22 protein-coding genes and 1 pseudogene are annotated in these 25250 nt (G+C 54.8%); 12 read left to right on the plus strand and 11 right to left on the minus strand.

The features are described from left to right. Window position 1: 1 nt before the first annotated feature. Window positions 2-673, minus strand: coding sequence for an amino acid ABC transporter permease (locus tag BJF97_RS10870; protein ID WP_032693382.1), 672 nt, complete (start codon window positions 671-673; stop codon window positions 2-4). A 142-nt stretch (window positions 674-815) separates the two neighbouring features. Between BJF97_RS10870 and BJF97_RS10875 the strand changes: the two genes are divergently transcribed. Next, window positions 816-2225: an MmgE/PrpD family protein gene (locus BJF97_RS10875; protein ID WP_032693383.1), complete on the plus strand. Its 1410-nt coding sequence runs from the start codon at window positions 816-818 to the stop codon at window positions 2223-2225. A gap of 4 nt (window positions 2226-2229) precedes the next feature. Here BJF97_RS10875 and BJF97_RS10880 read toward each other — a convergent pair whose 3' ends face one another. Continuing rightward, window positions 2230-3054 carry a transporter substrate-binding domain-containing protein gene (locus BJF97_RS10880; RefSeq protein ID WP_032693384.1) on the minus strand — a complete coding sequence of 275 codons (825 nt, stop codon included), beginning with the start codon at window positions 3052-3054 and terminating at the stop codon, window positions 2230-2232. 519 nt (window positions 3055-3573) lie between these two features. Beyond that, window positions 3574-3786: a transcription antiterminator/RNA stability regulator CspE gene (gene cspE / locus BJF97_RS10885; protein WP_004849644.1), complete on the minus strand. Its 213-nt coding sequence runs from the start codon at window positions 3784-3786 to the stop codon at window positions 3574-3576. Window positions 3787-4447: 661 nt separating this feature from the next. Here cspE and BJF97_RS10890 point away from each other — a divergent pair. Beyond that, complete coding sequence (locus tag BJF97_RS10890) at window positions 4448-4669, plus strand: cold shock domain-containing protein (protein WP_004849645.1); 222 nt, start codon at window positions 4448-4450, stop codon at window positions 4667-4669. A 637-nt stretch (window positions 4670-5306) separates the two neighbouring features. On the opposite strand, the gene BJF97_RS10900 is transcribed toward BJF97_RS10890, so the two are convergent. Then, the gene (locus tag BJF97_RS10900; protein ID WP_032693386.1) at window positions 5307-8426 is read right to left on the minus strand and encodes a multidrug efflux RND transporter permease subunit; all 3120 of its coding nucleotides are present in this window, start codon (window positions 8424-8426) and stop codon (window positions 5307-5309) included. A 318-nt stretch (window positions 8427-8744) separates the two neighbouring features. Further along, window positions 8745-9131: a colistin resistant protein CrrC gene (gene crrC / locus BJF97_RS10905; protein ID WP_014838032.1), complete on the minus strand. Its 387-nt coding sequence runs from the start codon at window positions 9129-9131 to the stop codon at window positions 8745-8747. A gap of 358 nt (window positions 9132-9489) precedes the next feature. On the opposite strand from crrC, the gene BJF97_RS10910 reads away from it, so the two are divergent. Further along, the gene (locus BJF97_RS10910) at window positions 9490-10194 is read left to right on the plus strand and encodes a response regulator (RefSeq protein ID WP_004131145.1); all 705 of its coding nucleotides are present in this window, start codon (window positions 9490-9492) and stop codon (window positions 10192-10194) included. Beyond that, entirely contained in the window at window positions 10191-11261 is a 1071-nt protein-coding gene (locus BJF97_RS10915) for an ATP-binding protein (protein ID WP_014228739.1), read from the plus strand. The genes BJF97_RS10910 and BJF97_RS10915 overlap by 4 nt, the downstream gene beginning before the upstream one ends. Window positions 11262-11296: 35 nt before the next feature. Here the strand turns inward: BJF97_RS10915 and BJF97_RS10920 are convergent, their stop codons facing one another. Continuing rightward, entirely contained in the window at window positions 11297-12184 is an 888-nt protein-coding gene (locus BJF97_RS10920) for an ATP-grasp fold amidoligase family protein (protein ID WP_014228740.1), read from the minus strand. Window positions 12185-12422: 238 nt separating this feature from the next. On the opposite strand from BJF97_RS10920, the gene BJF97_RS10925 reads away from it, so the two are divergent. Beyond that, entirely contained in the window at window positions 12423-12800 is a 378-nt protein-coding gene (locus BJF97_RS10925; RefSeq protein ID WP_032693387.1) for a RidA family protein, read from the plus strand. A 192-nt stretch (window positions 12801-12992) separates the two neighbouring features. Beyond that, entirely contained in the window at window positions 12993-14021 is a 1029-nt protein-coding gene (locus BJF97_RS10930; protein ID WP_014228742.1) for an LLM class flavin-dependent oxidoreductase, read from the plus strand. Between the two features lie 43 nt (window positions 14022-14064). Here the strand turns inward: BJF97_RS10930 and BJF97_RS10935 are convergent, their stop codons facing one another. The 5 genes from BJF97_RS10935 to BJF97_RS10955 all read right to left on the minus strand — a co-directional run bounded on the left by BJF97_RS10935 (window position 14065) and on the right by BJF97_RS10955 (window position 18490). Next, complete coding sequence (locus BJF97_RS10935) at window positions 14065-14400, minus strand: gamma-glutamylcyclotransferase family protein (RefSeq protein ID WP_014228743.1); 336 nt, start codon at window positions 14398-14400, stop codon at window positions 14065-14067. Between the two features lie 107 nt (window positions 14401-14507). Next, window positions 14508-15266 carry a thiol:disulfide interchange protein DsbG gene (gene dsbG, locus BJF97_RS10940; protein WP_032693388.1) on the minus strand — a complete coding sequence of 253 codons (759 nt, stop codon included), beginning with the start codon at window positions 15264-15266 and terminating at the stop codon, window positions 14508-14510. 44 nt (window positions 15267-15310) lie between these two features. Further along, window positions 15311-16033 (minus strand): DsbA family protein, encoded by a 723-nt coding sequence (locus BJF97_RS10945; RefSeq protein ID WP_032693389.1) that lies wholly within the window; start codon window positions 16031-16033, stop codon window positions 15311-15313. A 6-nt stretch (window positions 16034-16039) separates the two neighbouring features. Further along, window positions 16040-18064, minus strand: coding sequence for a protein-disulfide reductase DsbD family protein (locus BJF97_RS10950; protein WP_032693390.1), 2025 nt, complete (start codon window positions 18062-18064; stop codon window positions 16040-16042). Window positions 18065-18109: 45 nt separating this feature from the next. Further along, a complete protein-coding gene (locus tag BJF97_RS10955; RefSeq protein ID WP_032693391.1) occupies window positions 18110-18490 on the minus strand; it encodes a hypothetical protein in 381 nt (126 codons plus the stop codon). A 235-nt stretch (window positions 18491-18725) separates the two neighbouring features. Between BJF97_RS10955 and BJF97_RS35640 the strand changes: the two are divergent. From BJF97_RS35640 to BJF97_RS10990, 6 genes and pseudogenes are all read left to right on the plus strand, one after another. Beyond that, window positions 18726-18857 (plus strand): annotated as a pseudogene (locus BJF97_RS35640) (hypothetical protein); the annotation flags it as partial. A gap of 541 nt (window positions 18858-19398) precedes the next feature. After that, a complete protein-coding gene (leuO, locus tag BJF97_RS10970; RefSeq protein ID WP_014228748.1) occupies window positions 19399-20346 on the plus strand; it encodes a transcriptional regulator LeuO in 948 nt (315 codons plus the stop codon). 466 nt (window positions 20347-20812) lie between these two features. Next, entirely contained in the window at window positions 20813-21337 is a 525-nt protein-coding gene (locus BJF97_RS10975) for a hypothetical protein (RefSeq protein ID WP_032693392.1), read from the plus strand. 261 nt (window positions 21338-21598) lie between these two features. Beyond that, on the plus strand, window positions 21599-22615 hold the full coding sequence (locus BJF97_RS10980) for an iron ABC transporter substrate-binding protein (RefSeq protein WP_014228750.1): 1017 nt from the start codon (window positions 21599-21601) through the stop codon (window positions 22613-22615). 23 nt (window positions 22616-22638) lie between these two features. Beyond that, the gene (locus BJF97_RS10985; RefSeq protein WP_032693393.1) at window positions 22639-24213 is read left to right on the plus strand and encodes an ABC transporter permease; all 1575 of its coding nucleotides are present in this window, start codon (window positions 22639-22641) and stop codon (window positions 24211-24213) included. After that, window positions 24214-25242, plus strand: coding sequence for an ABC transporter ATP-binding protein (locus tag BJF97_RS10990; protein WP_032693394.1), 1029 nt, complete (start codon window positions 24214-24216; stop codon window positions 25240-25242). The last annotated feature ends 8 nt before the right edge of the window (window positions 25243-25250 follow it).

The raw sequence follows: 25250 nt of genomic DNA on the forward strand, positions 1-25250 counted from the left end.
GTTAACGTGAGTCGGAGACGGCAAGGCGTCGTTCAAGCAGCTGGCTGCCCTGGCTGATAATCAGCAGCAGAGTGAAGTACATCACCGCAATAAGTGAATACACTTCCAGGGGCCGGTAAGTCTGACTGTTGATTTGCATCGCCTGATACAGCAGCTCGCTGTACGCCAGAGACGAAGCAAGGGCGGTGGATTTGAGCAGTTCGAAAGAACGCTCAAGGAAAGGAGGAATCATTCTGCGCAGCGCCTGAGGGAAAATGACCCGGCGGAGCGCGGTGGCGCGCGACATGCCCAACGCCTTCGCGCCTTCCCATTGTCCGGCGCCGATCGACTGGATGCCGCCGCGGTAAACTTCGGCATAAAACGCGGCCGACTGGGAGGAGAGCGCCAGTACCGCGGCAGCAAACGGCGAGAGCGTCAGCGGGCTGACGACTGGCAGAGCGTAGTAGATCCAGAAGAAGTGGACGATAGCGGGAGTATTACGATAAAAGCCGATCAGTATCAGCGCCGGAAGACGGAAGAGCATTAGCGGCGAGGCCTTCATCAACGCCAGCGCAATGCCGGCCAGCATGCCGAATAAAATACTGGTGACGCCGATCTGAATGGTACCCCACAGCCCCTCCAGCAACAGCATGCGATATGGCCAGATGGCGGCAAAATCCCATTGATACGACATAGTTCTGGAACCCCTGAAAAACGCAAAACGATGGTGATGGTTTTAGAACGACATCATCTTAGCAGTAGCGAAATGTGATAATTAAATAATAAAAACCATTGCTATTATCTCTTTTGGTTATAAATATTTACGCGAGAAAGCAATGCCAGACTCTGATTCCTTAACCGCTACGCTGGCGCGTTTTGCCGGCGAACTCACCCCGGCTGCGATACCGGCGTCGGTGAAAGCCAGGATCGCTCTGCATTTTATCGATAGCCTGGGCTGCGGCGTTGCCGGCTGCGAAGACAGCGTGCTGCGGAAAAGCACGCGGGTTATTCGTAGCCAGTACGCGACCGGCAGAAGCGCGGTGCTCGACGGTGGAACTCCGCTCTCCGCCAGCGGCGCCGCGTTCCTCAACGCCGCTGCGATAAACGCGCTGGATTATGACGATGGTTTTGAAGTCGCCGGGCGGGGGATGGGGCATCCCGGCGCCACGCTGGTGGCCGGGGCGCTGGCCGCGGTGGGCCAGGGCGGGCCGGTCAGCGGCGGGGCGTTGCTGACCTCTCTGGTGGCGGCCTGGGAAATCAATAGCCGCGTGATTATCTCTCAGCAGCCGAGTCCTGAACGGTTTCAACAAGTGTACGGCGTGTGCCAGCACGAATCGCTGGGGGCGGCGGTGGCGTATGGTTTACTGCGCGGCTGCGATGCCGCGGGGCTGGAAAATAGCCTGGGACTGGCCGCCTCGTTAACCCCTTTGCCCACGTTGCATAAATACAACTGGCAGGCGCGTCCACTGGTTTCGTTTAAGGATTACAACGCGCCGGCGGCAGAGGCCGGCGTACGCGCGGTGGAGCTACACCTCGCGGGGATAGTGGGGCCGCGCGAGATACTCGATGGTGAACAGGGGTTCTGGCGGATGTCAGGCTCCGACCGCTTTCAGCCAGAACGGCTGACGGAGCATCTGGCGACGCACTGGCAGCTCAGGCACGCCAGCTTCAAAGACTATCCGGTATGCCGCTGGATGCATACCGCGCTGGCGTCGTTTGAGCGTCTGCTGGACCGTATTCCGTCGCCAGAGTCGATTGAGCGGATTCGCGTTTACGGTAGTTTTACCCTGGCCCGTTTTTTCGCCGACGCGCGTCCCGTCAGCAATACCGATGCGCAGTTCAGTCTGCCGCTGGCGATAGCCTGCCTGGCGTTTAAAATCGCGCGTCACCAGTGGAGCAGCGATCGGACGCGCGGCGCGGCGCCACTCCTTGCCTTCGCTGACCGGGTTGAAATCATCGCCGATGAGACCTTTGAACAGCTGATGCTGCAGCATCGCCGTCCCGCCGCGCGCGTGGACATTGTGGTAAAGGGAAGGACGATCGCCGGAGAGCGTATCGACTTCCCGCCGGGGTGTGCAGAAAATCCGCTGCCGGAACAGCGGATCGTTGATAAATGTGTGGCCAACCTGTCATCACGCCTCAGCGCGCCGCGGGCAGCGCGGCTGATTGACGCTCTGCTGGATATGGAACGCTGCGCGGACATTGGCGCGGCAATCTCGCCGCTTCTGTCCGCGCCAGGAGAGTAGTCGCTTATTTCCACTCTTCTTTAATCACCGAGGGCACTTTGCTGATATCCACACCGCGTAGCTTAAGGGCGTCTTCATAAAACTGTTTGCTCTGTCCCGACTGGTAAATTTTGGCAAACTCTTCATTCAGAAAGTTGCGGAAGCGGGGATCGCTCTCTTTGCGCAGCGCGCCGCCGGTGCTGATGGCAATAATCGGTTTTGGCAGAATCAGGTTGCCTTTGTGCACTTTTGCCTGCTGCAGAGCCAGCGCCGGGTGAACGTACGAGAGGACGTCGACGCGTCCGGCGTAGAAGGCTGCGACGCCTTCATCCATATTGGTAAAGCGCACCAGCTGCACTTTGGGTAATTTTTTGGTCAGTATCAGGTCCGGGCTGCTGCCGAGCGTGACGCCAATCTTAATATCCGGGCGATTGAGATCTTCCCAGCTCTCGGCCTTCACGCCGTCGCGGATCAGGACCCCTTGCGCATACCAGAGGAAAGGCTGGTCGGAAAAGTCGGCGGCTTTGCGGCGTTCATCGGTGGGGTCCAGCACCAGCATGGTATCAATCTGCCCAGCCTGCAGCGCGGCGACCGCATTTCCCCAGGTGGTCTCCACCGGCACCAGTTTTACGCCTAAATCTTTTGCCAGTACTTTACCCACGTTATAGCCAATGCCGTTCCACTGACCGGTGGCTGGATCTTTGAAATACCACGGTTCCCCCTGCGCGACGCCGACGCGCAGTTCGCCCGATTGCTTAATATGATCCCAGGTGGACTCTTCGGCATGGCTGAAAAAAGGCGCGGCGGCGATCGCCAGCGACAACAGCAATTTATGAATTTTTGTTGGCATATTTTTACCCTGATGAGAAAGTCATTTCTGAAAAACAACGTATTACGCGAACACGATAACGGAGTTTGTTATCAGTGCATTATTATTTTTTGGTTTAACTCATGCCCGAATGTTATTTGCTGATACCTAACCGGTTTCGCTTAAATTACGGCGCGTTGCACATATTATTCATAACTTAATGCGCTATTGTTCTAAGGTGCTTTATTTCCGTCGCCGAATATAAAAATTCCGATCTGGTGGGAGTCATAGTTTGCTGGGACGTTAAAATGGAGCAAGCTCGTTAAACAAGGCGGGGAAGGTGAATTTCGTTGATAAAAATAGTGAAATAAAGACGCATTGTGATTTGGTCAGGGATTTCATCAGCGGCAGCCAATAGAATAACCATCGGTTTTAACCCGCAGGATCCGTTGCCTCGCGATATAACGAAAAAACCCCGACATGATGTCAGGGTTTTTTAACTGGCGTGAGTCCATCATCGGCAGCGAAGCTGAAATCTACCGCCAGCAAATAAAGCGCAGCTTAGATGGCGAAGACGTTACCGGCAGAAGGGCCTTTCTGGCCATCTTCAATGGTGAATTCGACTTTCTGGCCTTCGTTCAGGGTTTTAAAACCGCCGCCCTGGATAGCGGAAAAATGTACAAACACATCTTTGCTACCGTTGTCCGGGGTGATGAAACCAAAGCCTTTCGACTCATTAAACCATTTTACTAAGCCAGTCATTTTATTAGACATTGATAATACCTCAACATATCTGAGCCTTACGGCGAAAAGGTTTCGCACAGAATCTAATTAATAACGATAAGGAGACTCAAAAGGAAGAATTATCAATGGATAACACTTAAGATGAGGACTGCTTTACTGAACCGCTTTATTATGTCTGTGTACTTAACCGACCAATCATTAGTCACATACTTCACCGCGGATAGCAAGACTTATTTCAATTGATATTGCCGGGGCGGAGAGTGATACGGGAAGAGAGGGAGTGATTCACCAGCGCCTTGTTGATGACGTAATGATAATAACTTTCAGTATTTCATTGGGTTAACTCGATTTTTGGTTACGGTAACGTGGATGAATCTGCAGAGAATGTTTTTTTATTTTTCCGAACAGGCTCACCCGGCGGTGAAGCCATATCACCGGTCGCAGCGCGATTAATTTAGGCCGTTTCTCATTATTAATCCCCATCGGGGTATCTGGACGGCTAAAATTTCATTTGCTTATTAATGGTATTCATGCCTTAATGAAATTATTAATCCGAAAAAACGCATGCACTTAAAAATTTTACCGGCCCGTTCTCATTACCAGGCGCTATCGCTGATACCCCCTTTCTTTTGAGTCCATACGTTTAATCCGACACGTTTTCTGTCAATTACCTGATGCGCAAGGAGTCAGTATGTCCTCAAGAATTAAAGGTCTGGTCAAGTGGTATAATGAGTCGAAGGGCTTTGGTTTCATTTCACCTCTCGATGGCGGTAAAGATATCTCGGTCCATTGCTCGGCGCTGCGTGGTGATAATTTTAATACTCTGTTTGAAGGCCAGAAAGTTGAATATGCCATACTCCATAGAGATGACAAAGGCCCTGCCGCCACCCATGTCATACTGTGCGATAAATAACGATTTATAGCGTTACGCCCGCGATAGCGAAAGCCGTGCTGGCGATATCACGACGGCCTGTCCCAGGATTATTCCTCCCTTATTCCATGTCCTGTCCCTGAGCGCAACGACAGCCGCGTTGCGTACGGTTTTTCTTATCCGGCGATGCGGCAGAAATGCGTTCAACGGATTCTGGAAGCGCGTACAATTCATCGGCTTTCAGTCAGTATTTAAATCCGATGACAGGGGATAGTGATGGTCAGACGCTTTTTGGTGTGTTTCTTCATGCTGTGCGCATGCTCAGCCTATGCCGCTAACGGCGGGAATGGCGGCGACGGCGGGAATGGGAATAACTCGGATGGGGGCAATGGCTCTGATGGCAGCGCGACCGCGTCTGGACGCGATGGTTGCCCCGGCGGCACGCAGCCTGACTCGTCCGGAAAATTTTATCTTCCAGGCACAAAAGAGCCGTGCAATCCGGGCTGGCAGGATACCATGAAAAGCGCGCGCCATTAGCCTTAACAGCCGCTGTTTAGCGGCTGACGACAAGACCGCCGAACGAGTGAGGCAAGCGAGTCTAAAGCGCGGCGACATCCTTTCCCTTAACGCAGCGTAAAACTCGTCTTGTCGTTCCAGCTGCGCTCGTACCAACCTCGTGCTATTTAATATGGCGCGGGGTGTTTTCCCCTTTCCGACGTTGTTTAATGCACCGCGTAATCATGACGAAAAAGACGGGGACAAAGAAGATAGCCAGCACCGTTGCGCTTATCATACCCCCGAAGACGCCCGTTCCCAGGGCATGCTGGGTCGTGTCGCTCGCCCCGCTGGCCAGCATCAGCGGTACGACGCCTAATGTAAATGCCAGCGAGGTCATGAGTATTGGGCGTAAGCGCTGCGTTGAGGCGAGTAATGTTGCATCCACCACGTTCATTCCCTGGCTCATCAGTTGTCTGGCAAATTCCACAATCAGAATCGCATTTTTAGCGGAAAGGCCAATCAGGGTTATCAGGCCCACTTTAAAAAAGACATCGTTGGTCATATTCGCCACCGTCACGGCCACAACCGCGCCGAGCAGGCCGAGAGGAACCACAAGCATTACCGCGAAGGGAATCGACCAGCTTTCATAGAGTGCGGCCAGCACCATGAATACGACCAGCACCGAGAGTATTATCAGCCCCGGCAGCTGTGACGCGGACTGCTTTTCCTGTAACGAACTCCCCGCCCATTCTCCGGCGAAACCCGCCGGCAACTGGTCCGCCAGCTTCTCCATCGCCATTATTGCGCTACCCGTGGACTCGCCCGCGGCGGCGCTTCCGCTAATGCGGATGGCCGGATATCCCTGATAGCGATTGAGCTGCTGCGGGGCAACGTTCCAGGAGAGCGTCACAAACGCCACCAAAGGAAGCATCCGCCCCGAGCGGTTCTTCACCGACAGGGTCAATAACTGCTCCGGTTGCATACGGTAGGGCGCATCCGCCTGAACGATCACCTGTTGAACCCGGCCATTATTGGTATAGTCATTGACGTAACTGGAGCCCGTTGCGACGGTAATCGTTTGGTTAATCTCATCAAACGATACGCCCATCGCTTCCGCTTTTTCCCTGTCGACGTTAAGCATCAGGCTACTCCCTTCAGGGAGCCCATCGATATAGACATCGTTCAACAGGTGACTCTGGTTCGCACGCTTTACCAGCTCATCCGCTGCCTTTTTCAGGGCCGGATAGCCCTTGCCGCCACGGTCCTGCAAATACCAGGTAAACCCGGATGAGGTCCCCATGTCGGAGATAGCCGGAGGGAGCAGGCTCATCGTGACGGCATCGGGAACGCTTTCCATACTGCTTTGAATATACTCTGCTTCACCCTGGGCGGTCGCGCCCTCGCGATTTTTCCAGTCCTTCAAGGTGGTGAAAGCCATGGCAGAGTTTTGCCCTGAGCCTGAAAACCCAAATCCCAGGATCATGATGTTGCTTTCAACGGCCTGCCGCGCGGCAATTTCATCTTCAAATCGTTGTACCACCTTAAGCGTACGCTGCATCGTGGCGTCGGAAGGGAGCTGGATCGACGACATAAAGTAACCCTGATCTTCATCCGGTAAAAATGACGAAGGTAATGAGGATAGACCGGCATACAGCGCGAGACAGAGCGCGGTATACAGCAGCATCATGCGTCCGGTCCGTTTCAGAACAAACCCGAGCCCGGAGGCGTAAAATGAGGCGAGGCGGTGAAAACGGGCGTTAAACCACGCGGAAAAACAGCCGCCTTTGCTCCGGTCAGGCTGATGCGGCCGAAGTAACGTAGCGCAAAGGGCAGGGGTGAGCGTCAGCGCCAGGAATGCCGATAATAAAATGGATACTGCCATAGAAATGCAGAATTGCCGGTAAATAATCCCTACCGACCCGTCGGCAAAACCCATGGGAATAAATACCGCGGTCAGCACCAGCGTAATACCCATAATGGCCGGGGTGATTTCACTCATCGCTTCCCGCGTGGCCTGCTTCGGGGAGAGCCCCTTTTCTTCCATGAGGCGCTCAACGTTCTCCACAACAACAATAGCGTCATCAACAATGATGCCGATTGCCAGCACCATGCCGAACATGGTCAGGATATTGATGGAATAGCCGCTAAACAGCATCACCGTTAAGGTGCCCAGCAGCGCCACCGGGGCTACGATTGCGGGGATAAACGTGCAGCGGATTTTGTGCAGAAACAGCAGCATAACGAGAAACACCAGCACCATTGCTTCGGCAAAGGTTTCCACCACCTTCAAAATAGAAAGCTTCACAAAGGGGGCGGTATCAAACGGAACCGTGAACGCCATTGCTTCAGGAAGCACGCCTGAAAGCTCCGCCAGCCGCGCGCGGACCCCCGATGCCGTGCCGATCGCATTTGCGCCGGGAGAGAGCTGAATAGCGGCAGCCGTGGCGGGAACGCCGTTTTCTCGTATGCCAAAAGCATAGCTTTGTAACCCGGACTCCACGCGCGCAATATCAGCCAACTTTAGCCGTGCGCCAGTCACCTCAGATTTTAAGGTAATGTTGCGAAACGCCTCAACCGATGAGAGCTGACCTTTAACGGTTATCGGATAAGTAACGGCCTGCTGCGGCGTCGTTGGTTCATCTCCCGTTCTGCCGGGAGAAACAATCACGTTTTGTTGGCCGACAGCGCTCACCACGTCCGTGACGGAAAGCCCGTAACCGTGGAGCTTTATAGGATCCAGCCAGATACGCAGCGCTTTTTCCCCGCCGAAGAGCTGGACTTTGCCAACGCCAGGGACGCGGCGCAGCTCATCGATCACATTGCGAGCAAAATAGTCGCTTAAATCAGCCTCCTGATACTCTCCCGTCGGGGATTTTAACCCCACCATCATCAGAAAGCCGGAATTGGCCGCCTCAACCGTTATGCCATTTTGCCTTACCGCCTGTGGTAAACGCGGCTCGACGATTTTAATCTGGTTTTGCAGATCCATCTGCGCGAGCTTAACGTCCGTTCCCGGTCTGAAGGTTACCGTAATGGAAGCCATGCCGGTGGTATCGCTGGTGGATTCAAAATAAAGCAAATTATCCACGCCAGAAATCTCGCGCTCGATAAGTGAAACAACAGACGTATTCATCACATCCGGGCTGGCCCCCGGATAGCTGAGCGAAATAATAATGCCCGGCGGTGCGACGGCAGGATATTGCGCAACCGGCAGGCGCGGAATGGACAATATTCCCGTCAGCACGATAAACAGCGCGACCACCCAGGCGAAAATAGGACGTTCAATAAAAAAGTGCGGCATCAGATAGACATCCAGTCAACAAACAAAAAGGTCAGTAAATTCAGGATGACCGCTCGGTTTCCCGGGGCCTATCCTCCGGTAAACTCGTGCGATAGCGTCATCCAGGCGGCAACGTTCGAGCAATTGTCTCCTGCGCGAATGGCATATATCGCCATCCGGCCAGAACGAGGCCGAGGAGGAAGAGGCTAAGTCTAAATGCGCGATGTTGACCGCCAATGGCCGATTTATGGAGGGAGTGTGTATGCATATTCCCGGTTAATCTTATGAACGCGGCTGCCGCACTCGGCTAAAGAGGGCTATCTTTCTCATGGCCTAAAATCAAATTATCCGCATCAATAAATACGCCGGAGAACCGCAGAAAACGATCAGCAAAAAGCACTCATAATAAAAGATAATATCATATATGTCGGGTATGATATTCAAAAGTATATTAAATACAACAATGCTATAAATAAATATTAATACCAGCCAGAAGACGATAATCGCTAATTCTCTTAACGCGCCAGGTTTCTTTTGGAATATAAACGCCAGGACTGAGAAGGTGATGCTGGCATGGACCAATGGCGATGACAGCGTCGTGGAAGCTACCTTTTCATCAATGGCATGTACCAGGTATAACCATAAATAAAGTAACGCCCATGCTGTCAGGGAAAATATAAAGGCAGCGAGAACTTTTTCACGACGAATATTACTTAAGCTTTCCATAATGTTTTCTCTGACAGGGGCCCACATCAGTTGCCTGGCGAGCTGAATTCTCAGGCGTGCGTGTCACACTCACGCTTTCACTTTTCTTCCTCGATGAAGGATTGTCGCAGCGGTATGTTGATTGTTTATTTCGTGATTGTGTAGCCAGTATGGAGACGCGTTCCGCGTGCTTTATATCGGCAGGAAAAAATGCGGCGTGTGCAACTTTTTAACTCCTGGCTTGTCACATTGCTTTTAACAGGGAAAATATCCACTCGCGGCTGGTGCCTGAGATTAGGTTGTAGAATGTTTAAACAAGTACGGCATAAAATCTTTTTAAGATAAAATAAAATCTATTATCGGTAATGTGGAAACTAAAATGAACAAAAGCAATCTGATAATTATCGCCGAGGATGACGATGAAATTGCCGCTATTCTGACAGGCTATTTACATCGGGCGGGAATGAAAACCTGTCGGGCGGAGGACGGCGAGCAGGCGATAAATCTTACCCGTCTGCATAAACCGGACCTCGTGTTACTGGATATCCATCTACCCGTTTATGATGGCTGGAACGTGCTGACGACCTTACGCAAAGAGACTAACGTGCCGGTTATCATGGTGACCGCGCTTGATCAGGACGTCGATAAACTGATGGGACTGAGGCTCGGCGCAGATGACTACGTGATAAAACCGTTTAATCCCTCCGAGGTGATCGCCAGAGTGGAAGCGGTACTCCGCAGAACCCGGCCGAATGCCGAAGTCGCCAATTCAAGGCCATTAAGATTGCCGTTTCTGACCATTTATCCCGATGAATTTTATGTGGAAATTACCGTCGAGAATAAGATTGTCACCCCGGTGTTGACCACCACCGAATTTAAGCTTTTGACCTACCTGGCGCGCAGTCCGCGAAAGGTGTGCTCACGCGAAGAGTTACTCGATGCCTGCCTGCCCGAGGGGGATTCACTTGATCGAACTGTTGATAGCCATATGAGTAAACTGCGGAAAAAGCTTGAACACGCGGGGCTCAAAGGCATCCCGGAGAGCATCAGAGGAGTGGGCTATCGGTTAGGTGAGAAAAAATGAACAAAGAAACGATTCTGAGCCGTCAGATATTGACCTATATGCTGTCGTTAACCTTCATTATTATCGCTATCGCCGTGGTGGGCTCTTATCTATTTTATAGCTTCTTGATTGACTACCTGCCGGGAGGCGCCGTCTCCGGGAGCGAAGATGATATGACCTTGCTGGACTGGCTGTGGATCATGATAGCTTCAGTCACCAGTCTGGTGGTATCGCTGTTTTTTACCGTGAAACTCTCTGCCAGAATATTGACGCCGCTAAATGCCGTTGCCCAGAGCCTGAAACAAATTTCGCAGGGCAATCTTGGCGCAAGAGCGTCCGGAACCAGCTCTCAGCTGGGCGAGATTAATAATCTTGTTAATGATTTCAATGAAATGGCGGAAAAGCTGCAGACCCTCGACGTTCAGCGAAATCTGTGGAACGCGGCCATCGCTCACGAACTCAGAACTCCCGTCACTATTCTGCGCGGAAGGCTTCAGGGGCTGGTCGAAGGGGTGTTTGAGCCAGAGCCCGCGCTATTCAGAAACCTGCTGAGACAAACGGAAGGCCTGACTAATTTAATCGAGGATCTGCGGGTCGTAAGTTCCTCCGGCGGCGCCGGCTATACGCTGACGCTCAGCGAGGTCGATCTCGAAGCGACGATTACCAGCGCGCTTGACACTTTTTTACCGGAGTTTCGCAGCAAGCGGTTCACCCTTATCACTGAACTCAAGCAGCAGTTGTGCGTTTGCGATCCTTTGCGTATGACGCAGTGCCTGACGGTACTGTTCGATAATGCGTTAAAATATTCCACCTCCCGAACTTTGCTGGTAAAGAATGGAACCTCTGGCAAAGAAAATTATATTCTGGTTCAGGATCGCGGTCCCGGAATTCCTGAAGAACTCCAGCGGCTGTTATTTGAACCTTTTCAGCGCGGAGAATATGCCAGACATATTAATCCTCAAGGCTGCGGATTGGGATTATCGGTCGTCAAAGCGATTATGCTCGCTCACGGCGGCAGCGTGAGCTATCGGTTGTCACGAGAAAATCACTCGATTTTTAAATTATCATGGCCCGTCAACCTGCCCTGACAAAACAGGCTCAATTGAGCCTGTTTCTGGAGACATCAGTGCCACATGTCCCCGAGCTTAGCATCCCATATCGCCGGTGTGATATTAAGTTTACCTCGCTTCGGACTTAATGTTATTTCACTGAAATAGATTTCATTTTCTTTTAGCATCAGATCGACACGGCAGTAGTCAATCTCTTTTGCCAATTCCTGCGCGGCAGTGACGGCGCGATGAAAGGATTCGGGTTCAGGTACCGGCCCCGGCGTGTTTGGATATTCCATCTGAAAAGGCTGCAGCCGCCACGATCTGTCATAGACATTAATATATTCGCGCCCCTGTTTATCGGTGAAATCAGCCTCCACAAAGCAGGCTACCCCATGAAAACAGTGTATTCTTAACATTTCAGGCGTAACGTTCTTATCTCGGTCAGAAAATAAGTCGATAAACATCTCACAGAGAATAACCGGGGCAATATGCTTATATTGCCACTCTCGGGTTGTGTAATACATATTCTTTTTGAGCGCCAGCTTGAGTCGGTTTAAGGTATTGGCCGGATTAAAATTGTCTCTGTCGGTGCATATAACGGTGCTGCCGCAGTCATGATTGCACTTCAACACGAATTTTGCCGGGAGTCTGCTAAAATCAATATCCTCTGCGCGGTGGTAAACGCCAATTAACGGTATCACCTGCACAAGCTGCGTTCGTGTACGGACATATTCTCTGACCGCCAGTTTGTCGGCCAGCAGAGTATAAAGGGCGTTATGATCGAAGACGAGGCGGTGGCATATCTTCTCACTCAGCGTGATAGGTTTTTTGAGATTGGCAAAGGTTTGCGACGCTTTGTTGAGTTTGGCAGTATGAAAGTAAAGATCCGAAGTCATCATTCCCCGGCATTTTCTGAATAAGTATTCGACGTATTTAAGAGAGTAGTTCAGCTTGTTCATGATTCCTCCTGAGCGTAATGAATATTCTGACGAAGGAGGATTGAGTGATATTGTTCAGATTATGGAGTGGAGATGGAGCAGGCTGGCTGTGGCGTGAAATCACAACGCGTCCGCGGCTGGCGCCAGTAAGAACGGGCTTTTAGCGAATCGGTAAAAATACCTTTGATACGGCTACGCTGGGCGGTAACAACAGCATGTCAGAAGGGTTGTCAGTTTTAACTTAAATAAGGATATCGGTATGAGTCAGATGGTACGGAAAAATTACCCTGAACTGGGCGAGGTCAAGGCGCCCTACGTTCATTCGGTTAAGCACGGGAACACGCTCTATATTTCAGGGCTCACCGCGTTTGGCACCCGTGCGCAGCAGGCCGGTATTGGCGCACAGGCGGAGGAGGTTTTTACGCAGATACGAACCGTTGCCCGCGTCGAAGGCATCGATTTTTCGTCTCTTATCAAAGTCACGATCTTTATCACTTCTTTTGATGAGATCGACGAGTTGCGCAAAGTGCTTTACCGGAACTACAGCGATCATCTACCCGCCAGCTCGCTCGTAGAAGTCAGCCGCCTGTTTTCTGCGGATCTCAAAATTGAAATTGAGGCAATATTCGGCCTGTGAGCCAGTGTTTATTGCCCGGGCCGCGGTCTGCGCCGCCGGGCAGACTCAATCAATTTATTTGAAGCATTCGGTTAAACAAACAATATTTATTCTCACCTGGTTATGCGTAGAGTAGAGGCATAACGCGGCAGACACGTTTTTCATTATGCGCCACCTGCCAACGACCTCCCTGCAACCCAGGACACCCACGTCATGAAAAAGATTGGCTTTTTGTCATTTGGTCACTGGACGCCGTCGCCGCAGTCCGGGACGCGTTCGGCCGCTGATGCGCTGCTGCAATCCATCGATCTCGCCGTTGCCGCCGAAGAGCTGGGCGCGGATGGCGCCTATTTCAGGGTGCATCATTTCGCCCGCCAGCTTAGCTCGCCGTTTCCCCTGCTGGCAGCGGTCGGGGCGAAAACCAAACGTATTGAAATCGGCACCGGCGTTATCGATATGCGTTATGAAAACCCGCTGTATATGGCCGAGGATGCGGGCGCGGCGGATTTAATCTCCGGCGGCCGTTTACAGCTGGGTATCAGCCGCGGCTCGCCGGAGCAGGTGATCGATGGCTGGCGCTATTTTGGTTATGTTCCCGGCGAGGGCGAAAACGAGTCCGACATGGCGCGCCGCCACACCGAAGTGCTGCTGGACGCGCTGCGCGGAGAGGGGTTTGCGAAACCTAACCCGCAGCCCATGTTCCCCAATCCGCCGGGACTGCTGCGGCTTGAGCCATATTCTGAAGGGCTGCGCGAGCGAATCTGGTGGGGCGCCGGTTCGAATGCGACGGCAAGATGGGCGGCAACGCTGGGGATGAACCTGCAAAGTTCGACGCTGAAAGACGATGAAACCGGCGAGCCGTTCCATATCCAGCAGGCGAAGCAGATCCGCGCCTATCGCGAGGCCTGGGCAGAAGCGGGCCATACGCGCACGCCGCGGGTTTCGGTCAGCCGCAGCATTTTCGCTCTGATGAACGATCGCGACCGGATGTATTTCGGTTCAGGCCGTGACGAGAGCGATTCGATAGGTTTCCTCGACGAGAAGACCCGCGCCATTTTTGGCCGCAGCTACGCCGCAGAGCCGGATAAGCTGGTCGAACAGCTGAAGCAGGACGAGGCGATTGCCGAAGCGGATACGCTGTTGCTGACGGTGCCGAACCAGCTGGGCGTGGAGTATAACGCCCACGTGATTGAGTCCATACTGAAGCACGTTGCGCCGGCAATGGGCTGGCGCGACGCATAAACCCGCGCTGAGCGACGCCCCGCAGGCGCGGGGCGAAAGGGTTTTACGCTGCGACCTTTGGCTGTAGCTGATAGATCCAGGCGGTCACGCGCTGGCCGTCTTCCATGGTAACGTCAACGGCAACGCGGTCGTAGCCCTCTTCAAACGCATCCAGCATTGGCCAGTGGGCGCTAAGATTCGCGGACAGGAACAGATAGCCGTCGACCCGAGGCCCGTTGTTGTCGAGCACGATCCCCGGAAAATCCGCCGCCGCTCCCCAGCCGCGTTCATAAAACAGACCCTGTACATAGCCGGGCAGCCACTCGCCGCCAATGTTGTCCATAATATGGGCATTGGAGTGGCCCGGACGCAGCGTGCCGTAGACAAATAAACGTTCCATTATTCCTCAATCACTCAAGCGTTGAAGGCCCGGACGGGCAGAGCAGGTCTTAAAATACGAGCTCTGGCCGGGGTTGGCAAGGCGCCCCGCGGGACGCCCGCTCTTCATCAGGGCTCAGGTCCGAACATCTCCAGCAGCTGTTTCTTGTCGGGCATGCCGACCACCTGCTGGAGTTCATTCTGTTCATTCATGTAATAGATGGCCGGCGTCGCGCTGGCGCCCAAATCATCCATCAGCTTTTGGTTATGCTGAAGAAGATTAAAGGTTTCGCGCGGCGTCACGCCGTCAAAGCGCGGCACTTTTTTGCCGCCGGAGAGTTCATACTCTTGCCAGGCCGCTACCGGATCTTTGGCATTCAGGATTGCCGTGGCGTATCGGCCGCTATTCGGGTTGAGAAAGGCAACCAGCAGGGTATTCAACTGGACCTTACCGGCTTCTACCCACGGCTGCGCCGCCGACCAGAACGTCTTGCAGTAAGGGCAGAACGGATCGGCGAAGACGATGACTTTTCGGGCCGCCGAATCCGCGCCCTCCTTGAGCGGCCCGGCATCGTTCAGCTTCTTCCACATTTCGCGGCCTAATGGGGTATAGATCGCTTCTTTAAAATACCCCTCGCTGAGGTTTTGCCCTTTATCATCATAAAGATACCCGGAAATGACGTGCTTTCCGTCCGGGGTTAAAAACAGGGTCACCCCCATATCCTGATACTGACCGACCCAGCCTTTTACGCCGCCGGGGGAATCTATCTCCTTGATAATTTTGATCCCTTGCTGTTCACCAAAGTTTTGAACTATCTGGGGAATCGCCCCCTCCGCAAGTGCCAGGCCCGGTATCATCCAGGCCGCCAGCAGGAAAATATATTTCATCATATCGCCTCTCAATGCAGGGGGAGCGCTCCCCCTGACGTGGGTTACTGTTTTTTCAGCGCATCGCCGATTGTGGCATCAAATTGCTCCCAGGGGATCCAGCCCGACAGCATCTCATCGCCAATTAGCGTGGCCGGCGTTCCCTGAATGCCGAGCTTTTCGGCGACAGAGAAGCTTTTCTGAATCGTCTCCAGGCTTTGCGCATCCGGCTTAGCCATGATGACGCCCGCCTTTTTTTTCGCCTGCTCAAGGCTGGCGCCGTCGTGATACCCCTTTTTTGCCATCAGGATCGCATTAAATTTGGCGAACTGTTCAGGATGCGTGCGCCACAGGGTGAGCGCATCCCTGGCCGCGGTCATTGAGCTTTCGGAGCGCCAGGGCAGAAACTTAAAGATCACCGCAACATCCGGGTATTTTTCCACAATCTTCTCCAGATAGGGGTCAAACTTTTTACAATACGGACAGTTATGATCCGTAAAGACCACCAGCGTCAGCTTCGGCTTTTGCGCGCCGATTCGCGGTGAGTGGGGGTCGTGAAAGAGAAAATCGCCGTACTGCGACAGCACCTGGTTGAGCGATTCCTGTTCCGCCCGGGCATTCTGCCGATCGAGCTTATCGGCCGCGGCGATCAAAATTTCAGGATGGCTGAGCAGCGTCTCCTGGACCAGTGCCTGCACGCGGGCCTCCTGCGCCGGCGTGAGCGGCGACGAGGCTGACGCCGTCAACGACGCCGAGAGAAGAAGAAAAGTGAGCAGCGTATTTTTCATCGTTAATTAACCTCTGGCATGAGTGAGCGCGTTCAGGACGCTTTGTTGATCGAGCAGCGGCGGGAGCGTCTCTCCTTGCGGCACGCCTGGACCGTAGACCTGATTGAAGGGAATGGCGTAACGATTTCGGCTTTGCAGGAAACGGGCGATCGGCTCAGAGGGCTTGCTCCAGTCGCCGCGCAGCGCGACGACATCCGGCTCAGCCAACGCGCTGATGATGGCGGGCTGATTTAACACCCGGTATTCATTGACTTTGCACGTGACGCACCAGTCAGCTGAGATATCGATAAACACCCGTTTGCCATCCGCCAGCGCGCTCTGGATGGCCGCCTCGCTGAGAGGCTGCCAGCGAATTTGCTGAGCGTTAGCCTCCGGCGACGAGACGATGGCACCCTCGGCGAGCAGGCCGCGAACCTGAAAGCCGGCAAACGCCGCCAGCGCGATAATCACCAGCCAGAAGGCTGGCGTCGCTCGCGGACGGGCGACTAACAAGGCGATCGGGGCCGCCACGGTGAGGGCCAGCGTCAGCATGCCGCCCGCCGTTTCGCCCAGGTGCAGGCCGAGCAGCGTCGTCAGCCAGAGGCTGGAGGCCAGCATCATGACGCCAAGCGCCATTTTCAGGGTGTTCATCCAGCGGCCGGGGCGGGGGAGCAGGGTGGCGGTTTGCGGGAACAGGGCGACGAACAGCCACGGCGCAGCCATCCCCAGCCCGAGCACCAGAAAAATCAGCCACAGCTCCTGAAGCGGAGCGGCAAGCGCGAAAGCGACGGCCGTGCCCAGGAAGGGGGCCGAGCAGGGCGTTGCCAGCAGGGTGGCAAAAACGCCCTCGCAGAAGCTGCCCGCCATCCCGGCGCCGCCGGCGGTCGCCATCCGGCTCACGGCTGCCGAGGGAAGCAGCATCTCGACTACCCCGAAAAGGTTCAGCGAAAAGAGAAAGGTGACGGCAACCATTAAGCCGATAAACCAGGGATTCTGAAACTGGATCCCCCAGCCCAGCGATGCGCCGGTGAGCTTCAGTATCGTCACCATCAGCGCCAGCAGAGCAAACGAGGTCAGAATACCCGCGCTGGTGGCCAGAAAACGCAGCCTGACCATGCCCCTGTCTGAACCGGCCAGCAGCACCGCGCTGAGCTTCATGCCCATCACCGGCAATACGCACGGCATCAGGTTAAGGATTAAGCCGCCGAGCAGCGCGAAAAGCACTATTTTCCCGAGACTAACCGTCGCCGCCGGGGCGAGATCCGCGCCAGTCGTAAGGTTTATCTGCTGCGCTTTTTCACCATTTGTCAGCACCAACGACAGCGCTTTTCCTGCCAGCGTGGCGGGTATTTCTCCCCATTCGTCGGTGACCGGTACCGTCACCTTGAGGTGGCTGCCCTCGGCGCGAATGTCCGGATCGCCGGCCACAATTCCCCCGTCCATAGGGTCAAAATAGATCCCGGGGTTTTTCCATTCGCCGGTTGCGGTGGCGGTGATGACCAGCTGGCTCCCGACCCGATGCGCGGCGAGATCGTTGGTTATGCCGGTATCTGCCGGGACAGTGCGCATGGCCCGGGCAAAGGCGTCCCGGAAATCGCCGTCCGCGGGCTGATTGAAATCGAGACGCAGCCGGTAGTCGGTCAGCAGACAGACGTTGCTGCAGGTCGATAGCGTAAGCGTGCCTTCCAGCACGTCGCCGGGGGCGGCGGCGATCGTCATCGGGATCGCGACCCGGTCATGGTAGCCCTGGGTCGTCAGGCCGGAAATCTTGAATCTTGACGGGGCAGGCCAGTACCACCGCGCCTGTTCCCCGTTGTTCCAGATGATTTGCGGGGCGACGCCGCCTTCGCCCGGCGAGCGCCAGTAGGTTTTCCAGCCGGAGGCCAGCTCAATAGAGAGCAGTCCGTCGATCCGATCGTTTCCTTTTTCCGCCTGGAAGCGGATCCGGGCATGGTCGTTTTGCGGGGATGTCAGCCATCCGGTGTCCGCCCCGTGGGCAACGCCCGCGCAGGCCAGCAACAGGAAGACGAAGCCCCTGAAGATATTCAGCATTTTTTTCTCCGTGAATTTAAAAATTAATCGTCTAAGAACGATTTTTCATTCACGGAAAACGCAGTTTTTAAGGTGTATTCGCAGCGTGGGCGGCCGGACGGGATCGTCCCGGAAAGCCACCGGACGCCCAGCGGTGAGCAGCTGAAGCAGGGCGAGGAAGAGTATGACGGCAGGTAAAGCGCCATCAAAGAATAGCGGCTGCGCGCAGAGCAGGGATTTAGCGCTCAGCTGACAGGGCGAGGGGCCTGGCTCAGCCTCCTCAGAAGACGGCTGCTGGGCCTGCGCGCTGAAGGGTATCGCCTGCGTGCGGGCGCCGACATCGGCCAAAAAATGGTGCAGATAGGCCGCCCGCTGAACAAGGCAGAATGCCATGACCAGGCAGGTCAGTATCAAAAACCATTTACCAGGAAGCCGACGATTGTGCATAGGGTACCAGGACAAGACAGAACCCGAGGATCATAAACAATCCTTATCAATGTACAAGAGGCTGGCGTGTAAGGTTTTGTCTGGATGGATAACGTTGCCGGCGTATGCGGCGGAAAGGCGGGCGTTCAGGTATTTAGTACATTTATATTATTTACAGCGTTGATGCATCCGGCTACTATTCGCGTCGCTAAGCGGTACCGGCACGCCGCTGCCGGACGTGACTGCTTAGCGCCTGACCGCCATTAGCTCATCTGGAAGAGCGAACGACGTACGTTGTAGGGAACGGGGTTCGAGGCCTCGATGGCGGCCCAACACTTGCTTAGCGAATCCGCACGGTATCGGTAATAAAGCCTCTCGCTTCTGTTGAATACGCCTCTGAACATCTTTAATCACTCCTTTTAGATCTCTTTCCTGCTATTGCTACATAGCCGTTATTATTGCCTGTGAAATAATTTCTCTTCTCTCGCTATTACTCGCAACGGAATGTGATTGCCTGGTTTTATCGCGACTGCCCTGGCAAAGGAATATCTGAATTTGGAGTGTTTAAGATTTACCTAAGCAAATCTGAATAATTTTAATGTGAATCTACTTATTAGGATTTAGTCGCGTATTTTTCAGAAATTTCATCACTTTTTATATGGTATTCTCCCTTGTTCAAGGAGTGAACGAAGGAAAAAAGAATGCTTTACCGCTATGCCGTTTTCTCCAGAAAACATAATACGTTTCATATTCTTTTACTGTTTACCATTTTGATAATAAGTTTCATACATTTGAGCGTGCTGCTGGAAACCGATAACACATGGCTGCTGGGGCCGATGGTGATTTATCTGCCCATTTTTTTCCTTTGGCGAAAGGTCTCAGTGTTACGAAGCAGAATCGCTGATTAATGTGCTGGTGGAGTTCCCTACATGAGTGAAAATACAACATCTAAAGCAACCTCTGAACCGAAAGTCCGGCAGCCCGTCTTGCGGAAAGTCGATCTTAACCTGTTAACCATTTTTGATACCGTTATGCAGGAGCAAAGCTTAACCAAAGCGGCGCACACGCTGGGCATGTCGCAGCCGGCGGTCAGCAGCGCGGTCTCTCGCCTGAAGGTGCTGTTTAAGGATGAACTGTTCGTCCGCAACGGCCGCGGGATAAAACCGACAGAGCGCGCCTTTCAGCTGTTTAGCTCCGTTCGTCGCGCGCTGTCGCTGGTGCAAAATGAGCTGCCGGATACGCTTTTCGACCCGCTGGACTGCGAACGTAATTACAACCTTTGCGTCTGTAGCCCGCTGGATAACTACCTGACTCCGCTTATTTTTAACAAAATCAGCGAGATTGCTCCCAGGGTCACTCTTTCCTTTAAATCTTCGCTAAGTCAGCAGGTGACAAATCAGCTGCGCTATCAGGAGGTGGAATTTGTACTCGATTACAACAAATTCAATCATCCGGAATTTACCAGCATCCCGCTATTCCATGACCGAATGGTGCTGGTGGCCAGGCGCAACCATCCGCGTATCGCATCGCCGCTGAGCGAGGAGGATATTTATCGCGAGCAGCATGCTACCGTCGCGCTGGATCGCTACGCCTCCTTCAGCTATCCCTGGTATAGCTCTGAAGAGCAGCAGGCCTGCGTCGCTTTTCACGGTAACGCGATGGTCAGCGTGTTGAGCGTGGTGTCGCAAACCAATATGGTGGCTATCGCGCCGGAATGGCTGGCGAAAGAGTTTGAAGAGCAGTTTGCGCTACAGCTGCTGCCGCTGCCTTTAGAAATGGACAGCCGTACCTGCTATCTTTCGTGGCATGAAACGGCGGGCCAGGAGAGAAGCCATCGCTGGATGGCGGAGCTGCTAATAAAGATTTGCCAGCGCTAAATAGACCTGAAGAAATGCCTGGTAAGACGCCAGGTATTTTATTATTCACGCTCAACTCTCGCCCTGAACATTAATTAAGATCCCCGCTTTATTCTTGTTCATCAGGCACTGATGACCGGATAAAATACGCTGTATTAATAAATTTAACCCGCCAGAATTTCATTAAAAAATCTATTTACCTAAAATCGCGCATTTCTCCGGCAGAGCCAACCGGCGGTTTCTGTACCCAATGGATTTCGAGTTGCTTTGAGGCGGCAAGAGAGAGACAAATTCGTCGGGAACGAATTTGACCAGCCGAAGGCTGGCCGCCGGTGAGAGGCAGGAGCCTCTCATTAATCCCCAGGAATTTACTCAAGTAAGTGACTGGGGTGAACGAACGTAGCCAACAAAAAAGCAACTTGAAAGACGACGGGTATATACTCTTATTATCCAGCCGGGCCGACGCCTGAACCAGGGGATGATGTTGATGCGCAGAAAAATGATGAAGCCTGCGGTGGCCGTCGCCGCCCTGATGATGTCATCGACGGCCCTACAGGCGGATGAAATTAACCTGTATTCGGTTAATACCGGCTCCTGGATTTACCATCTGTCGAACAACCACGGCCAGTACACCGAAGGTTTTGACAACCAGTTTGCCTCCGTTGAGCGCAGGTTCTCCGAAGATTCGCCGTACAGCCTGCTGGCCGGAACGATGAAAAACAGCTTTGACGATCGCTGCATTGCGCTGGGGGTTCGCCGCGACTGGGTCTCGTTGGGCAACGGCTGGGTGTTTAAGGGAATTTATGGCTACGTTGGCGAGTTTTTTTTCTCGGCCTTCGAGCACTGCGGCGATCATGGTTCTTATAAGGATTTTAAAGACGCCACCGGCATCGGCTTTTCTCCCTATATTTATCATGGTTTCCAATACAACTTTACCGATTATTTCGGCGTTGAAAGCGGAATTATTCTTCCCGCCGTCTTTGTGGTGAGCATACAGTGGAGTTTTCGCTAATACAGTGGCGAAAACCCGCCCGCTGTGGGGCTTTGAAAGAACCGTAATAAAAAATGAAGCTATCTTAAGGTTATTTTAATCTTCACCGCGGCGGTTATTTTTTTATAGCATTTTTCTCGCCCTTATCCGCCCGCGCTCAGTACATTTCACTTTTTTCATTAGATGGTAATTGTTTGCATTATCATTCACATTCCTCTGTGATTTAATCCTTGCCGGCCGGCGGCCAGTGACTCTTCGCCCACCTCTATTAAGGATTAATTTATGCGTTTTCGTCTGGTGTCTTATTGCTCCGCTGCATTGATGGCTTCTTCCGCGTTTATTGTCCCGCAGGCGCTGGCGGCGGCCAGCAGCGACGGGATTGTGGTCTACAACGCGCAGCATGAAAATCTGGTGAAGTCCTGGGTTGACGGCTTTACCAAAGAGACGGGAATTAAAGTGACGCTGCGTAACGGCGGCGACAGCGAGCTGGGTAATCAGCTGGTGCAGGAGGGGACGGCATCCCCGGCGGATGTCTTTCTGACCGAAAACTCCCCGGCGATGGTGCTGGTGGATAACGCGAAGCTGTTTGCGCCGCTGGCGGCTGAGACCCTTCAGCAGGTCGCCCCGCAGTACCGCCCTGAGCACGGTCGCTGGATAGGCATTGCCGCCCGCAGCACCGTATTCGTCTATAACCCGGCGAAAATCAGCGAAGCGCAGCTGCCGACATCCCTGATGGATCTGGCGCAGCCGCAGTGGAAAGGGCGCTGGGCCGCTTCGCCATCCGGCGCGGATTTTCAGGCCATCGTCAGCGCCATGCTGGCGCTGAAAGGCGAGCAGGAAACCCTGGCATGGCTTAAAGCGATGAAAACCAATTTTGTGGCCTACAAGGGCAACAGCACGGTGATGAAAGCGGTGAATGCCGGTCAGATTGATGGCGGCGTTATCTATCATTACTACCGCTTTGTCGATCAGGCGAAAACCGGCGAGAACAGCAAAAATACCCGTCTCCACTACTTTAAAAACCAGGATCCGGGCGCCTTTGTCAGCATTTCCGGCGGCGGCGTGCTGGCCTCCAGCAAACATCAGGAACAGGCTCAGGCCTTTATCAAGTGGATCACCGGCAAGCAGGGACAGGATGAGCTGCGCACCAATAACGCCTTTGAATACGCCGTTGGCGTCAACGCCGCGTCCAACCCGAAGCTGACGCCGCTGAAAGCGTTAGAGGCGCCGAAGGTTGAGCCGTCTTCGCTGAACAGCAAAAAAGTGGTTGATTTGATGACCCAGGCTGGCCTGCTGTAATCGTCCGTTAAAGTGAACACGCTATGTCTTCTCTGAGTTTCGCGCTCGGAAAAAAAGCCCAACGCCTGCCCGAGCGCAGGCGTCCTGCTTTTCCGATGATCGCGTTAGCCGTTCTGTTTTCTCTGCTGGCGCTCTTGCCGCCGGGTTTTGTTATTGCCGTAGGGGTCGATACCGGCTGGGAGACAATCCAGGCGCTGGTCTTTCGCCCGCGCGTCGCTGAGCTGTTAAGCAATACCCTGTGGCTTATCGCGCTGACGGTACCCCTGTGCATTGCGCTGGGCGTTGGCCTGGCCTGGCTGACGGAGCGCACGCTGCTGGCGGGGCGGCGGCTCTGGTCGGTGCTGGCGGTTGCGCCGCTGGCGATCCCGGCCTTTGTGCAAAGCTACGCCTGGGTCAGCGCGGTGCCGGCAATGCACGGCCTCTCTGCCGGGGTGTTTCTTTCGCTGCTGGCCTACTACCCGTTTATCTATATGCCGGTCGCCGCCGTTCTGCGGCGGCTGGACCCGACGCTGGAAGATGTTGCCGCCTCATTAGGTACGCCGCCGTGGCGGATCTTTTTCCGCGTGGTTTTGCCCCAGCTCAGGCTGGCGATATGCGGCGGCGCGCTGCTGGTGGCGCTGCATCTGCTGGCGGAGTTTGGCCTGTTCGCGATGGTGCGTTTTGATACCTTTACCACCGCCATCTATGACCAGTTCCAGTCAACCTTCAGCGGCCCGGCGGCGAACATGCTGGCCGGGGTGCTGGCGCTCTGCTGTCTGGCTATTTTGCTGCTGGAAGGGGCGTCTCGGGGGAAAGCGCGCTATGCCCGCATCGGTTCGGGCGCCGCGCGCGAACAGCAGCGGCAGCCGCTGGGCCGGCTGGCGGCGCTCCCTCTCCAGCTCGCTCTGCTGACGCTGGTGATGCTGGCGCTGGGCGTTCCGCTGATGGTGCTCTGCCGCTGGCTATGGCTGGGCGGCGTGGAGAACTGGTTAAACGCCGACCTCTGGCTCTCCCTGCGGCAAACGCTGCTGCTCGGCGCGGTGGGCGCTCTCCTCACCACCGCCTGCGCTATTCCCATTGCCTGGCTGGGCGTTCGCTATCCGCAGCGCCTTATTCGACTGCTGGAGGGGTGTAACTACATGACCAGCTCTCTGCCAGGCATCGTGACGGCGCTGGCGCTGGTGACGGTCACCATTCACTACGCGCGCCCCATCTATCAGACCGAGGTCACGCTGCTGCTCGCCTGGCTGCTGATGTTTATGCCCCGGGCGCTGGTCAACCTGCGCGCCGGCATCGCGCAGGCCCCCGTGGAGCTGGAAAACGTCGCCCGCAGTTTGGGCCGCAGCCCCGGACGGGCGCTGTGGAGCGTGACCATGCGGCTGGCGGCGCCGGGCGCGGCGGCAGCGGCGGCGCTGGTGTTTCTCGGCATCACCAATGAGTTGACCGCCACGCTGCTGCTCTCTCCGCTCGGCACCCGCACGCTGTCGACCGGCTTCTGGGCGCTAACCAGCGAAATTGATTACGTCGCCGCCGCGCCTTACGCGATGCTGATGATTCTGCTTTCGCTGCCGCTGACCGGCATTCTCTATATCCAGTCGAAAAAAATCGCAGGCCTGTAAATGCTTGAACTCTCCTCAATCTCAAAATCTTTTGCCGGTACGCGGGTGCTCGAAAACCTGAATCTGACGGTGGCTGCAGGCAGCCGGACGGCGATCGTTGGCCCCTCCGGCTCCGGTAAAACCACGCTGCTGCGGATCCTCGCGGGTTTCGAAACGCCGGATAGCGGACGCATTGTTATGCAGGGGCGCACGCTGTTTGCGCAGGGGACATTTATTCCCGCCCACCTGCGCGGGGTGGGCTACGTGCCGCAGGAGGGCGCGCTGTTCCCCCATCTGAACGTCGCGGACAATATCGCCTGGGGCCTCGACGGCAGCCGGCAGGAGAAATATCAGCAGGTGGCGGCGCTGATGGAGAGGGTGTCGCTGGACCGTCAACTGGCGAACCACTGGCCGCACGAAATCTCCGGCGGTCAGCAGCAGCGAGTAGCCCTGGCGCGCGCGCTGGCGCAGCGGCCCGCGCTGATGCTGCTGGATGAGCCTTTTTCCGCCCTCGATACCGGGCTGCGCGCGGCCACGCGCAAAGCCACCGCCGATTTACTGGCGCAGGCCGGGGTCGCGTCGATTCTGGTGACTCACGATCAGAATGAAGCGCTCTCCTTTGCCAGCCAGGTCGCGGTGATGCGTCAGGGACGTTTTGCCCAGGTCGGCACGCCGTATGAGGTCTACAGCCGTCCCGTCGATGAAGAGACTGCGCTATTTCTCGGCGATGCGCTGGTGCTGCCCGCCGAGCTTCGCGGCGGGCGGGCGCGCTGTGCGATTGGCGAAATTTCAATCGATGATCCGCATGCCGTCGGCCAGGGAAGGGTCATGCTGCGCCCCGAGCAGCTGGTTATCTCTCCCTCTCCGGCGGATGGACAGTCGCTCACCGTACGCGATGTGGACTTTAGCGGCCACCTGTCAACGTTAACCCTGGCGATGCCCGGCCAGGGCGAGCCGCTGATCGTCAAAACCGTCAGCCGGCAGTTATGGCGGCCGGGGGCGGCGGTACGCATTGAGGTGGTGGGCGAGGCGCGGGTCTTTGCCCGCTAGCGCCGACG

This window comes from Klebsiella sp. LTGPAF-6F (genome assembly GCF_001753185.1).
Lineage (GTDB): Bacteria > Pseudomonadota > Gammaproteobacteria > Enterobacterales > Enterobacteriaceae > Klebsiella > Klebsiella michiganensis.